Raw genomic sequence first — 13,677 nt, 5'->3', positions numbered from 1 at the left:
GAAATTTTATGTTGTGAGGAACTTTTATGAAGCGTAAATTGTATTGGCAACCGGAAGCTGCTACAGCGATCATTTATTGGTCGTTTACTATGATGATATTATTTATCAGTTTGATTCTTTCGTTAGAAAATACCAGACCTTATTGGAAAAGCAACCTCGTTTTAGCCGTCTTTTTCTTTTTTGTATGGTTAGGTATTCATCGAAGCATACTCATCAGGAATGATTTGCTCCTTATTCGCTATGCCCGCTTATGGAAGAAACGCCTTGTTTCTTTACCTGAGATAGAAAAATGGCAAATTGAAAACCATTTAATCAGCATTACCGATCATCAAAAAACGTATACCTTCACGTTACGTAAAAAAGATGTGGTATGGTTAGAAACTTTTTTTCAAGAAAAAATCCCTGAAAAAAGGGTGCAGGTCGAAACCAACGAGTAATTCATAGAAATCTAGAAAACAGCGATCACTCCTTTTGGCGGCACAGCCTTAGGAAGGACGTTGTTTTTGTTTACATAGAGGATTCGGCAAACTTCTTGTAAAAGTGTGGAAAATCTCTCTTTCTTTCTGAATAAAATCAAGTATAATAAGAGCATAGCAAACAAAATACATTTTAAAGTGCTAAATAGTTCGTGAATTGAGGGTAAAAATGAAATCAGATATCGAAATTGCACAAGAATCAATGCCTAAACCGATTATTGAAATTGCTGAACCACTTGGTTTAACAGGGGATGACCTAGAACTTTATGGCAAATATAAAGCAAAAATCGAATGGTCAGCAATCAACGAAAAAGCAAACAATCCGCTGGGTAAACTCATTTTAGTCACAGCGATCAGCCCAACGCCAGCAGGGGAAGGTAAATCAACCGTGACCATTGGACTTGCAGATGCGTTAAATCAAATCGGCAAGCAAACCGTCATCGCCTTACGTGAGCCATCATTGGGCCCAGTAATGGGCATCAAAGGCGGCGCCACCGGCGGCGGCAAAGCACAAGTTCTACCGATGGAAGACATCAACTTACATTTCACAGGTGATATGCATGCGATCACGGCTGCCAATAACGCCTTGTCTGCATTGATCGACAATCATATCCAGCAAGGCAATGAGTTGGGGATCGACGGACGTCGGGTCACATGGAAACGCGTTGTCGATTTGAATGATCGAGCGTTACGACAAGTGATTGTCGGTCTAGGGGGACCGTTACAAGGCGTTCCCCGAGAAGACGGTTTTGACATCACCGTTGCTAGTGAAATCATGGCGATTTTGTGCTTGGCAACAAGCATTGATAATTTAAAAGAGCGATTAGGAAAGATTTTAATTGGTTATTCTTTTGAGAAACAACCAATTTACGTAAAAGATTTGGCGGTCCAAGGTGCTTTAGCCTTACTTTTAAAAGATGCCCTCAAACCGAATCTCGTTCAAACGATTGAAGGAACCCCTGCGCTGATCCATGGCGGACCTTTTGCGAATATCGCCCATGGGTGTAACAGTGTCATCGCAACCGAGACGGCTTTGCACTTAGGCAAATACACGGTGACCGAAGCTGGGTTTGGTGCTGACTTAGGCGCAGAGAAATTTCTTGATATCAAAACACCGAATTTATCAAAGGCACCAGATGCGATCGTAGTGGTAGCAACGATCAGAGCACTGAAGATGCATGGTGGGGTCGCTGTCGCTGATTTAGGGACAGAAAACTTAAAAGCATTAGAGCGAGGCTTCAGTAATTTAAAGCGTCATGTTGAAAATATGCGTAAATATGGTATTCCAGTTGTCGTTGCGCTTAATGAGTTCTCACAAGACACAGAAGCGGAGCGAACATTAGTCGAAACCTTGTGCCAGCAAATCGACGTCACCATCGCACGGACAGCCGTTTGGGCAGAAGGTGGCGCCGGTGGAACGGATCTAGCAAAAGCAGTGGTTCAACTAATCGAGGAAAAACCCGCCAACTATCATCGCTTGTATACCGACGATTTGCCTTTAGCGGATAAAGCTTCTTTGATCGTGCGGGAAATCTATGGAGGAGCTGAGGTTGAGTTTGCACCAAAAGCCAAAGCGCAGTTACAAAGCTTCAAAGAGCAAGGCTGGGATCAGCTGCCGATTTGTATGGCAAAAACCCAGTATTCCTTCAGTGATGATCCAAAGCGATTGGGCGCACCAGATGACTTTACAGTAACGATTCGCGAATTCGTGCCAAAATTAGGTGCTGGCTTTATCGTTGCCTTGACTGGTGCCGTGATGACAATGCCTGGATTACCGAAGAAACCTGCGGCTATCAATATGGACGTGACTTCTGATGGCCAAGCGATCGGTCTTTTCTAAAAGAGTGATCACAAGCAAAGAAGACATTCGCTGCATTTGAAACGAAAAAACGGAAAGAGATGATTTGAAAGGACGGATGCAAGCGGCATTCGTCTTTTTCTCGTTCATTAGACGTGATGGAAGATAAAAGTAGGGATTCTTGTTATAATAATCAAGGAAGCAAGCAAAAGTCTATTTTCTTTCTTTTGATAATCAAGTATACTTAACCAATTGAGGTGATCTTTGTCAATGGAGCTACAACTAACTAGGAGGACTGGTTTTTATGGAATGGGCAGTCCCTTAGAGGTCATGCAAGGGAAAAAAAGAATCGCTGCCATCAATCATCAGCAAACGATTTTTTTAGAGTTAGCTGAGCAGACACCGATTCGTGTGCGCATGTTTTTTTTAGAAAGTCAGCCTTTTCAGCTACCACAAGGCCAATCAGCGCTCAAGCTGGAGATCGTGATGAATCCTACGCTTAAAAGATTATATATCGGCTTTTATTTAAGCCTTTTTCTCATGATGGGGGTATTGGGCTTATTCTCTATTTCCCTTTACTCGTTGCTTTTTGTCGGGGTGTATTTGGTGGCATATTTTGTCTTTGTTTTGATTTATTTGAAAAAAGCGTATCTTATCAAGGAGGTTCCTCATGGCTAGTGGTGCAGATCAATTTTTGAGTAGTTTTAATCGAATCGAAAAGCGGCTTCGTGACGAATTGGATAATCCACGGAATATGGGTTTTTCTGAAATGGTTCGTCGCTTGTCAAAAAGCAAAAATATCAATGTCAGAAGAGCAGAAGATGATCTATTACAAATGGCTCAGCTGCGCAATGCCATCGTACATGAAAAAATCGGAGAAAACTTTGTCATTGCTGAACCGAATGAATGGGTCGTCAATCGCATTCAAGAAATTGAACGCTCTTTACTGGCACCTGAAAAAGTCATGCCGCGTTTTGCGAAACGAGTGACTGGTTTTGAAAAGCACCTGCCATTACCAGAGTTATTGAAAATCGTTGCCCAAAAGCGCTATTCACAATTTCCGATCTATGATAATGGTCGATTTTTGGGCTTGATCACTTTGCGGATGCTGGGATACTGGTTAGCGAAAGAAAGCCTCCATGGTGAAATCAAGTTGACAGGCAGAACGGCAGATGAATTATTAGCAGGAGATGGGAAACGATCAAATTATTGTTTCGTGTCGGCTGAAACGACCATCGTAGAAGTGGAAGAATTGTTTCAAAAAAATGCCCTGCTTGAGGCGGTTTTGATCACCAAGGATAAAAATCCGAATGGAAATCTCTTGGGCATCATCCGTCCACGAGATATTTTTAAAGAAGAAAGAGTGGAAAATTTATGATCGCGTTGTTTTTTTTGTTAAGTGCTGTTGTCATTGGCTTGGATCAATGGCTGAAAATTTGGATCGTTGCCAATTATCAACTAGGTGAAACACATTCTCTGATCGACAATGTGTTGTCCCTGACCTATCTTCAGAATACCGGTGCAGCTTGGAGTATTCTAGAAGGAAAAATCACTTTTTTTGCGATCATCACCGTTATCGCGGTTGCCGTCGTTGTTTACCTATTGTTTCGTTACCAAAAAAGCAGTTTGTGGTTTCGCTTTGGATTGGCATTTGTTCTAGGTGGCGCTATCGGAAACTTCATCGATCGCTTGCAGCATGGCTTTGTGGTGGACATGTTCCAGCTTGATTTTATCAATTTCCCAATTTTCAATATCGCTGATATGTCATTAGTGTTTGGGGTAATCTTGATTTTTATTTATGCACTGGTAGATGACGAAGCAAAAGGGAAACAAGGAGAATCAAATGGAAAAGCAAATTGAAGTAATCATTAAAGAAGAAAAAGGGCGGGTCGACAAAGTGTTGGCTGAACGCTTGCCTGACCATAGCCGTTCACAAGTTCAACAATGGCTGAAAGAAGATGCCGTTACTTTAGAAGGTGAAACGGTTCGGGCTAATTATAAAGTAAAAGCAGGCGATCACTTGGTCATCCAAGTGCCAGAGCCGGAAGTAGTAGATTTAGAGCCAGAAAATATTCCTTTGACGATCGTCTATCAAGATGCTGATGTGGCAGTCATCAACAAGCCGCAAGGGATGGTGGTTCATCCATCCGCTGGGCATCCAAATGGCACCTTGGTCAATGCGTTATTGTACCATATGGATGATTTATCCACGATCAATGATGTTGTTCGGCCAGGAATCGTTCATCGAATCGACAAAGATACGTCGGGTCTGTTAATGATTGCCAAAAATGATCAGGCGCATGAGTCGTTAGCGAAACAATTGAAAGACAAAACCTCGTTACGCAAGTATGTGGCATTAGTCCATGGCAATATCAGCCACGAAAAAGGCACGATCAATGCACCGATCGGCCGCTCGAAAGTCAATCGGAAAATGCAAGCCGTGATCGAGAATGGCAAACCCGCAGTGACTCATTTCACCGTGTTGGAACGCTTTGATCAATTTACCTTGGTGGAATTGCAATTGGAAACTGGAAGAACCCACCAAATTAGAGTGCATATGCAATATATCGGGTTCCCGTTAGCCGGTGACCCAATCTACGGACCAAAGCGTACCTTAAAAGGCAACGGCCAGTTTTTACACGCCAAGCTTTTAGGTTTCGCACATCCCGCTACGGGTGAGTCAATGGTCTTTGAAGCCCCATTACCAGAGCTGTTCGCGGACACGTTAAAAAAATTGCGGAAAAATGATTGATTTTTTTGTGTGAGAACTGTATAGTAATTGTAACAACTAAATAGCTCCTTTAAATGTAGTCCCGTGAGGCTAAGAAGGAATGAGTAAGCAGACGACTCCCGCGTTGGAGATTCGAACCCTTACTAGATGATAACGTGTACCCAAAATCCACAGAATGGGATTTTAGGCAACGATCGGAAAACATGACTCCTACCTCAAGCAGGTAGGAGTTTTTTTATGTTCAAAATTAGGAGGGAATAACATATGGCAGCGAAAGAAGTAGTAGATGCAGTAACAATGAAACGAGCGTTAACGCGGATCACCTATGAAATTATTGAAAGAAATCGCGGCATTGATAATTTGGTGCTGGTAGGAATCAAGACAAGAGGCATCTATATCGCGCAACGAATAGCAGAACGTTTAAAACAACTAGAAGGCGTAGAAGTACCTGTCGGTGAATTGGACATCACCTTGTACCGAGATGACAAAAAGGCAGAAGATGATCCAGAGATCCATTCATCAGACATCCCGACTGCCATTGATGGCAAAGAAGTCATCTTGATCGATGATGTCTTGTTTACAGGACGGACGATTCGGGCAGCTTTGGATGCCATCATGGATATTGGTCGACCAAAGCGAATCTCACTCGCCGTTCTAGTTGACCGCGGTCATCGTGAACTGCCGATTCGGGCAGATTTCGTTGGGAAAAATATTCCAACTGCTTTAAGTGAAGAAATTATCGTGGAGATGGAAGAATCAGATGGTTCTGACCGGATCATGATCAATAAAGAAAACGACTAGGAAGAAGAGTGACAGCAACATGCAGAAGCAAGAATTTCGTAATCCAGACGCAGTTTTAGACATCAAAGATCGGCCCAAAGCACTGCCTTGGTTAGGTCTAAGCTTACAACATCTTTTCACGATGTTTGGGGCAACAGTATTAGTTCCGATCCTCGTTGGGATCAACCCCAGCATCGCTTTAGTTAGTTCAGGTATTGGAACATTGGTTTACTTGGTCACAACGAAAGGGAAGATTCCTGCGTATCTAGGCAGCAGCTTTGCGTTTATCGCAGCGATGCAGATGCTGATGAAATCTGATGGCTACCCAGCTATCGCACAAGGCGCCATCACGACTGGGTTGGTTTACGTGATCGTTTCGATGATCATTAAACGTGCCGGTGCAGCTTGGTTGGATAAGATCTTACCACCGATCATTGTCGGTCCTGTGATTATGGTGATTGGATTAGGGTTAGCCGCTAACGCCGCCCAGAATGCAATGTACAATGACTCAGTCTACGATTTCAAGTACATTCTGGTAGCTTTGGCTACCTTAGGATTAACGATTTTCTTCAATATGTTTCTGCGAGGGTTTTTAGGATTGATCCCGATCCTTCTGGGGATTGTGGGCGGATACTTGATCGCCTTAGCAGCGGGGATCGTCGATGTGCAGCCCATCGTTGACGCCAACTGGTTTGGCATGCCAAGCTTCGAGATTCCCTTCATTAACTATGAACCTAAACTGTATCTGAATGCAATCACTACGATGGCGCCGATCGCTTTTGTTACCATGACCGAACACATCGGTCATCTGATGGTCTTGAACAAATTAACGAAGCGGAACTTTTTTGAAGAGCCAGGCTTGAACCGAACACTATTGGGAGATGGGTTTGCTCAAATTGCAGCCGGTCTCGTTGGGGGCCCCCCAGTGACAAGTTACGGAGAAAACATTGGGGTTTTAGCAATTACACGGGTCCACAGTGTGTTCGTCATCGGTGGTGCAGCAGTTCTAGCCATCGTACTAGGCTTCGTTGGAAAACTAAGCGCATTGATCTTAAGTATTCCTGGTCCAGTCATCTCAGGGATCAGCTTCCTGCTCTTTGGCGTCATCGCTGCCAGCGGGTTGAAAATTTTGATCGACAACAAAATCGATTTTGATCGTAAGAAGAATTTGATCATTGCGTCAGTGATCCTTGTGGTAGGAATCGGCGGTCTTGTCTTCACGGTCGGTACCTTCACATTATCCGCAATGGCGTTAGCAACTGTCCTAGGGATCTTCTTGAATCTTATTTTACCTGACAGCTCTCGCAGCGAAGAAAAATAACTTGTGCCAACTCATCGTTTAAACAGAATCAAAGGAGGAATTCATTCATGATTATTCAATCCGAAAGAATCAGCTTAAAGCATCTTTTGACGGTAGAAGCATTGACGGACCGTGAAGTGATGGGACTCATCCGCAGAGGACAAGAATTCAAAAGAGGGGCGAAATGGATGCCCCAAAAAGAACAATATTTCGCAACAAATCTCTTTTTTGAGAACAGTACCAGAACCCACAAAAGCTTCGATGTTGCTGAGAAAAAACTAGGGATCGAAGTCATCGAATTTGAAGCCTCCACCAGTTCTGTTCAAAAAGGCGAGACCTTGTATGACACGGTCTTGACGATGTCGGCTTTAGGTGTAGACGTTGCGGTCATTCGCCACGGCGATGAAAATTACTACGACGCTTTGATCCAAAGCAAAACGATCCAGTGCAGTATCATCAATGGCGGGGACGGCAGCGGCCAACACCCAACGCAATGCTTGCTAGATCTGATGACGATCTATGAAGAGTTTGGGCATTTTGACGACTTGAAAGTCGCAATCGTAGGTGACATCACCCACTCACGGGTCGCAAAATCAAACATGCAAATGTTGAAGCGTCTCGGAGCGAAAGTCTTCTTCTCAGGTCCAAAGGAATGGTATGACGAAGAATTTGAAGTATACGGTCATTGGCTACCATTAGACGAATTGGTCGCAGAAGTCGATGTTATGATGATGCTTCGTGTCCAGCACGAGCGCCATGATGGAACGGAAAGCTTTTCAAAAGAAGAATACTTAAAAAATCACGGGTTGACCGTCGAACGCGCCGCAAGAATGAAAGAGCATGCGATCATAATGCACCCAGCGCCGGTCAATCGCGATGTGGAATTGGCTGATGCCTTAGTTGAAAGCTTACGCTCACGAATCATCACACAGATGTCCAATGGCGTCTTTGTTCGAATGGCGATTCTTGAAGCGGTGTTGAACGGTAAGGCCTAACAGGCAAAAAGGAAAGAATTAGAGGAGGAAGTTTACATGAAAACACTCATTAAAAACGGTAAAATCATCAAAAAAGACAATCACTGTGTTCCTGCAGCAATTTGGATCGAAGAAGGAATCATTCGCGGGATCGGTACAGCATTTCCCGAAACAGATTTTGACGAAGTCATCGATGCCAAAGAGCAATTGATCACGCCAGGTTTAGTGGATGTTCATGTACACTTCAGAGAACCAGGCTTTGAGTACAAAGAAACAATTGAAACGGGCAGCATCGCAGCAGCTCGCGGTGGGTTCACGACAGTTTGCGCAATGCCAAACCTTGACCCAGTTCCCGATACACCGGAAAAATTAACAGCTGTTTACGAAAAAATCAACGCAGATGCGTCAATCAATGTCTTACAATACGCCCCGATCACAGAAAACTTACGCAGTGAAACGTTGACGGATGCAGCTGGAATGAAAGCTGCTGGCGCTTTCGCCTTGACGAACGATGGCGTGGGTGTTCAGACTGCTGGCACAATGTATCTGGCAATGAAGCAAGCAGCCGAAAATGACTTGGCCTTGGTTGCCCATACAGAAGATGACTCCTTACTCTTTGGCGGCGTGATGCATGCTGGTAAAAAAGCAGAAGAACTTGGACTACCGGGGATCTTGAGTGTAACGGAAGCTTCTCAAATCGCTCGTGATGTACTTTTGGCGGAAGCAACAGGTGCTCATTACCATGTCTGCCATGTCTCGACCAAAGAAAGTGTTCGAGTGATCCGAGATGCCAAAAAAGCTGGTATCCATGTGACAGCTGAAGTTTCTCCTCATCATTTGCTTCTAATCGATGAAGATATTCCTGCCGATGAAGGCTTTTGGAAAATGAACCCACCGTTACGTGGGCAAGAAGACCGTGAAGCGTTGATCGAAGGTCTGCTGGATGGCACGATCGATTGTATCGCGACGGATCATGCCCCACATGGCTATGAAGAAAAAATGAAAAGCTTTTTAAAAGCACCATTTGGCATCGTCGGATCAGAATATGCCTTCCAATTGTTGTACACTCATTTTGTCAAAACAGGACGCTTTACCTTGCAGCAACTAGTGGATTGGATGACCGTGAAACCAGCATCAATCTTTGGTCTAAGCGCCGGAACGATGATGGTCGGAGACAAAGCCGATCTCGCGATTTTTGACTTAGAATCAGCTTATAACGTGGATCCTAAGCAATTTCTATCAAAAGGAGTCAATACGCCTTTCGGTGGATGGACGTTATATGGGGATACAAGTTATACATTTGTAAATGGAAAATTAGTATGGCAAAAAGGTGGGCAATAATATGAAACGTTGGCTTATTTTAGAAGATGGAACATACTTTGAAGGCGAAGGCTTTGGTGCCAGTATCAATGTTTTTGGCGAGATTGTTTTTACCACCAGCATGACGGGCTATCAAGAAGCCATTACGGATCAAAGTTTTAACGGACAAATCATTACGTTTACGTATCCGATGGTTGGAAATTACGGCGTCAACCGAGACGACTACGAATCAATTTCACCGACTTGTAAAGGGGTCGTTGTGAAAGAACACGCGCGTCTAGCGAGCAATTGGCGGAAACAGCTGACGTTAGATGAATTTTTAAAACGCAAAAATATTCCAGGGATCGCAGGAATCGATACACGCTCGCTGACAAGAAAGATCCGTCAACATGGGACCATGAAAGCGAGTATCGTTGATGCAGGAGATGTCTTTGACCATGCCTTTGATCAATTAAAAGCGGCGGTTTTACCAACCAATCAAGTGGCACAAGTTTCTACCTCAAAACCTTATCCAAGTCCTGGAACGGGTCGCAATATCGTGGTCATCGACTTCGGCTTGAAGCACAGTATTTTACGGGAATTGTCACGCCGCAACTGCAATTTAACGATTTTGCCATACAATACGACAGCGCAAGAAATTTTAGACCTCGCACCAGATGGTGTAATGCTGACAAATGGACCGGGTGATCCTAAAAGCTTGCCAGAAGCAATTAAAATGATACAAGGGATTCAAGGCAAGGTACCGATCTTCGGGATTTGTTTAGGCCATCAGCTCTTCTCATTAGCGAATGGGGCAGATACCTATAAAATGAAGTTCGGTCACCGCGGATTGAACCATCCGGTAAGAGAGATCGCCACTGGTCGGATCGATTTTACCTCACAAAACCATGGCTTTGCTGTGGATGAAGCATCCATCGATCCTGAAAAACTAATGGTGACACACGTCGAAGTGAACGATGGCACGATCGAAGGGGTTCGTCATCGCCGCTACCCAGCATTCAGTGTCCAATACCACCCAGATGCGGCACCGGGCCCGCATGATGCGGTCCACTTATTTGACGAATTTTTAGAGATGATCGATGCATGGAAGGAGCAGAACTAATATGCCAAAACGTACAGATATCAAGAAAATCATGGTAATCGGTTCTGGACCGATTATTATAGGACAAGCGGCAGAATTTGATTATGCCGGTACACAAGCTTGTTTAGCTTTACGAGAAGAAGGCTACGAAGTGGTGTTAGTCAATTCGAATCCCGCAACGATCATGACGGACAAAGAAATTGCTGACAAAGTCTACATTGAACCAATCACATTTGAGTTTGTCTCACGGATTTTACGTAAAGAACAGCCTGATGCAATTTTACCGACATTAGGCGGACAAACGGGCTTGAATATGGCGATGGAATTAGCCAACTCAGGTATTTTGGATGAATTAGGAATTGAGTTGCTAGGAACCAAATTAGCGGCAATCGATCAGGCAGAAGATCGAGATTTATTCAAACAATTAATGGAAGAATTGGATCAACCGATCCCAGAATCCGAAATCGTATCAACGGTGGAAGCAGCAGTTGAATTTGCGAAAAAAATCGGCTTTCCAATCATTGTTCGTCCAGCATTTACGCTAGGAGGAACGGGCGGTGGCATGTGTAACAATGAAGAAGAACTACGCCAAATCGCTGAAAACGGCTTGAAGCTCTCGCCCGTGACCCAATGCTTGATTGAACGAAGTATTGCTGGGTTTAAAGAGATCGAATATGAAGTGATGCGGGATTCTGCAGACAACGCGATCGTTGTTTGTAATATGGAAAACTTCGATCCAGTCGGCATCCACACCGGCGATTCCATCGTCTTTGCCCCTAGTCAAACGCTGTCAGACCATGAATACCAAATGTTGCGAGATGCGTCATTAAAAATTATTCGTGCATTAAAAATCGAAGGTGGTTGTAACGTTCAGTTGGCACTTGATCCACATAGCTTTAATTACTATGTGATTGAAGTAAATCCAAGGGTTTCTCGTTCGTCTGCACTAGCAAGTAAAGCAACAGGTTATCCAATTGCCAAACTGGCAGCGAAAATTGCCGTCGGTTTAACATTGGATGAAATGAAAAATCCAGTCACAGAAACCACCTATGCAGAATTTGAACCTGCCCTGGACTATGTTGTGGCAAAAATTCCTCGCTGGCCGTTTGACAAGTTTGAAACGGGGGAACGTCGATTAGGAACACAAATGAAAGCGACTGGTGAAGTGATGGCCATTGGTCGTAATATTGAAGAGTCATTACTGAAAGCTGTTCGTTCATTGGAAATCGGCACACATCATATCGAAATGAAAGAACTAGAAGCTCTTTCTGACAATGATCTGATGGAGAAGGTCATCAAGGCGCAAGATGATCGCCTGTTCTACGTCATGGAAGCCATCCGAAGAGGGTATACTATCGAAGATTTGAATGAAATGACGAAAATCGATTTATTCTTCTTAGATAAAATGCTTCACATCTTTGAGATCGAACAAGCATTAGCAAACGAACCACATTCCCTTGATATGTTGAAAAAAGCCAAGCAAAACGGCTTTACGGATAAAAAGATCGCTGAGCTGTGGGAAACCACGGAAGCTGAGATCCGCACGCTGCGTCATGAGCAAAAGATTTTGCCCGTCTACAAAATGGTAGATACATGTGCCGCAGAATTTGAATCAGCAACACCTTATTTCTACAGCACCTATGAGTTTGAGAATGAAAGCAAGCGCAGTGAAAAAGAATCTGTTCTTGTCCTAGGTTCTGGACCGATCCGAATCGGACAAGGGGTGGAGTTCGACTATGCAACAGTGCACTCGGTGAAAGCGATCCAAGCTGCTGGCTATGAAGCGATCATCATGAACAGTAATCCTGAAACGGTTTCGACTGATTTTTCTATCTCCGACAAGCTGTATTTTGAACCGTTGACCTTAGAAGATGTCTTGCATGTGATCGATTTGGAACAGCCAATTGGGGTCATCGTCCAATTTGGCGGGCAAACGGCGATCAATTTAGCCGAACCTTTGGTGAAAGCCGGAGTCAAAATCCTAGGCACCAGCATTGAAGATCTTGATCGTGCCGAAAACCGCGATCTCTTTGAGCAAGCATTACAAGCATTAGATATTCCGCAACCACCAGGCGACACGGCGACGAACGAACAAGAAGCGATCGCCATCGCACAAAAAATCGGCTATCCTGTTTTAGTTCGCCCAAGTTATGTCTTAGGGGGACGTGCGATGGAAATCGTGGAAAACCAAGCCGATTTAGAAGATTATATGCGTCATGCAGTGAAAGCATCACCAGAACATCCTGTCTTGGTCGATCGTTACTTGGTTGGTAAAGAATGTGAAGTCGATGCTATCTGTGACGGCAAAACTGTTTTGATTCCTGGAATCATGGAACATATCGAGCGTGCAGGGGTCCATTCAGGAGATTCAATGGCGGTCTATCCACCGCAAAATCTTTCGGATGAACTAATCGCTACGATCGAAGAATATACCAAACGCTTGGCATTAGGTTTAAATTGTATCGGTATGATGAATATCCAATTTGTCATCCATGAGAACAAAGTGTATGTCATTGAAGTAAATCCTCGTGCTAGCCGAACCGTGCCATTTTTAAGCAAGGTAACAGAGATCCCAATGGCACAAATTGCCACGAAGGCGATTCTCGGGGAAGAGATCACAGCGTTAGGTTATCAAGACGGACTTGCTCCAACACCAAATGAAGTACACATCAAAGCACCTGTCTTCTCCTTTACAAAACTTTTAAAAGTCGATACTTACTTAGGCCCTGAAATGAAATCAACGGGTGAAGTAATGGGATCAGATAAAGATTTGGCAAAAGCACTTTATAAAGCTTTTGAGGCATCAGGCCTGCATATTCCTGAATTTGGAAAAGCACTTTTCACCGTTGCAGACGAAAGCAAAGAAGAGGCAGCAGCACTGGCGGCGCGTTTCGTAGAGGTCGGCTTCACCTTAATGGCTACCAATGGAACCGCTGATTACTTTGAAGAAAAAGGCCTGCAAGTGACACGAGTTGCTAAAATCTCTGATCAACAAGCAGAAGAAACGGTTGTTGATTTGATCCGTAAAGGAACGACCCAAGTAGTAGTCAATACCATGGACAAAGATCGCCAAAATGCAACGGAAGACGGATTTATCATTCGCCGAGAAGCAGTGGAGCATGGTGTACCGACCTTTACTTCTCTTGATACAGCGGATGCAATTCTAAAAGTGATGGAATCCCGCAGTTTTTCAACAAAAGCAATTTAACGCAGATAA

General features: G+C 44.0%; 12 protein-coding genes. All 12 read left to right on the top strand.

The genetic code is table 11. The annotated features are described in order from the left end of the window. The first annotated feature begins 26 nt into the window (after window positions 1–26). The 12 genes from IGI89_RS13455 (at window position 27) to carB (ending at window position 13,668) form a co-directional block, all read left to right on the top strand. Entirely contained in the window at window positions 27–437 is a 411-nt protein-coding gene (locus tag IGI89_RS13455) for an EbsA family protein (RefSeq protein WP_194199743.1), read from the top strand. A 208-nt stretch (window positions 438–645) separates the two neighbouring features. Next, entirely contained in the window at window positions 646–2,316 is a 1,671-nt protein-coding gene (locus IGI89_RS13450) for a formate--tetrahydrofolate ligase (RefSeq protein ID WP_429960799.1), read from the top strand. A 228-nt stretch (window positions 2,317–2,544) separates the two neighbouring features. Further along, on the top strand, window positions 2,545–2,952 hold the full coding sequence (locus tag IGI89_RS13445) for a hypothetical protein (protein WP_005235998.1): 408 nt from the start codon (window positions 2,545–2,547) through the stop codon (window positions 2,950–2,952). After that, on the top strand, window positions 2,945–3,652 hold the full coding sequence (locus tag IGI89_RS13440) for a CBS domain-containing protein (RefSeq protein ID WP_005235996.1): 708 nt from the start codon (window positions 2,945–2,947) through the stop codon (window positions 3,650–3,652). Before IGI89_RS13445 ends, IGI89_RS13440 begins: the two co-directional genes overlap by 8 nt. Beyond that, complete coding sequence (lspA, locus tag IGI89_RS13435) at window positions 3,649–4,134, top strand: signal peptidase II (RefSeq protein WP_005226122.1); 486 nt, start codon at window positions 3,649–3,651, stop codon at window positions 4,132–4,134. Before IGI89_RS13440 ends, lspA begins: the two co-directional genes overlap by 4 nt. After that, on the top strand, window positions 4,118–5,026 hold the full coding sequence (locus IGI89_RS13430; RefSeq protein WP_061054170.1) for an RluA family pseudouridine synthase: 909 nt from the start codon (window positions 4,118–4,120) through the stop codon (window positions 5,024–5,026). The genes lspA and IGI89_RS13430 overlap by 17 nt, the downstream gene beginning before the upstream one ends. 243 nt (window positions 5,027–5,269) lie before the next feature. Then, entirely contained in the window at window positions 5,270–5,806 is a 537-nt protein-coding gene (gene pyrR, locus IGI89_RS13425; protein WP_005235992.1) for a bifunctional pyr operon transcriptional regulator/uracil phosphoribosyltransferase PyrR, read from the top strand. 19 nt (window positions 5,807–5,825) lie between these two features. Beyond that, complete coding sequence (locus IGI89_RS13420) at window positions 5,826–7,106, top strand: solute carrier family 23 protein (protein WP_438735735.1); 1,281 nt, start codon at window positions 5,826–5,828, stop codon at window positions 7,104–7,106. Window positions 7,107–7,153: 47 nt separating this feature from the next. Next, on the top strand, window positions 7,154–8,080 hold the full coding sequence (locus IGI89_RS13415; protein WP_005235988.1) for an aspartate carbamoyltransferase catalytic subunit: 927 nt from the start codon (window positions 7,154–7,156) through the stop codon (window positions 8,078–8,080). A 36-nt stretch (window positions 8,081–8,116) separates the two neighbouring features. Then, entirely contained in the window at window positions 8,117–9,400 is a 1,284-nt protein-coding gene (locus IGI89_RS13410; protein ID WP_016611753.1) for a dihydroorotase, read from the top strand. A 1-nt stretch (window position 9,401) separates the two neighbouring features. After that, on the top strand, window positions 9,402–10,481 hold the full coding sequence (locus tag IGI89_RS13405; protein WP_438735734.1) for a carbamoyl phosphate synthase small subunit: 1,080 nt from the start codon (window positions 9,402–9,404) through the stop codon (window positions 10,479–10,481). Window position 10,482: 1 nt separating this feature from the next. Then, window positions 10,483–13,668, top strand: coding sequence for a carbamoyl-phosphate synthase large subunit (carB, locus tag IGI89_RS13400; protein ID WP_438735733.1), 3,186 nt, complete (start codon window positions 10,483–10,485; stop codon window positions 13,666–13,668). Window positions 13,669–13,677 lie beyond the last annotated feature (9 nt).

Source organism: Enterococcus sp. AZ141 (genome assembly GCF_051714385.1).
Classification (GTDB): Bacteria; Bacillota; Bacilli; order Lactobacillales; family Enterococcaceae; genus Enterococcus_D; species Enterococcus_D entomosocium.
This window is presented reverse-complemented; position numbering and strand designations above follow the sequence as displayed.

Coding starts and splice junctions, on each gene's coding strand:
- lspA (WP_005226122.1), top strand. CDS start 3,649: ATGATCGCGTTGTTTTTTTTGTTAAGTGCTGTTGTCATTGGCTTGGAT.
- IGI89_RS13455 (WP_194199743.1), top strand. CDS start 27: ATGAAGCGTAAATTGTATTGGCAACCGGAAGCTGCTACAGCGATCATT.
- IGI89_RS13440 (WP_005235996.1), top strand. CDS start 2,945: ATGGCTAGTGGTGCAGATCAATTTTTGAGTAGTTTTAATCGAATCGAA.
- IGI89_RS13430 (WP_061054170.1), top strand. CDS start 4,118: ATGGAAAAGCAAATTGAAGTAATCATTAAAGAAGAAAAAGGGCGGGTC.
- IGI89_RS13450 (WP_429960799.1), top strand. CDS start 646: ATGAAATCAGATATCGAAATTGCACAAGAATCAATGCCTAAACCGATT.
- carB (WP_438735733.1), top strand. CDS start 10,483: ATGCCAAAACGTACAGATATCAAGAAAATCATGGTAATCGGTTCTGGA.
- IGI89_RS13445 (WP_005235998.1), top strand. CDS start 2,545: ATGGAGCTACAACTAACTAGGAGGACTGGTTTTTATGGAATGGGCAGT.
- pyrR (WP_005235992.1), top strand. CDS start 5,270: ATGGCAGCGAAAGAAGTAGTAGATGCAGTAACAATGAAACGAGCGTTA.
- IGI89_RS13415 (WP_005235988.1), top strand. CDS start 7,154: ATGATTATTCAATCCGAAAGAATCAGCTTAAAGCATCTTTTGACGGTA.
- IGI89_RS13420 (WP_438735735.1), top strand. CDS start 5,826: ATGCAGAAGCAAGAATTTCGTAATCCAGACGCAGTTTTAGACATCAAA.
- IGI89_RS13410 (WP_016611753.1), top strand. CDS start 8,117: ATGAAAACACTCATTAAAAACGGTAAAATCATCAAAAAAGACAATCAC.
- IGI89_RS13405 (WP_438735734.1), top strand. CDS start 9,402: ATGAAACGTTGGCTTATTTTAGAAGATGGAACATACTTTGAAGGCGAA.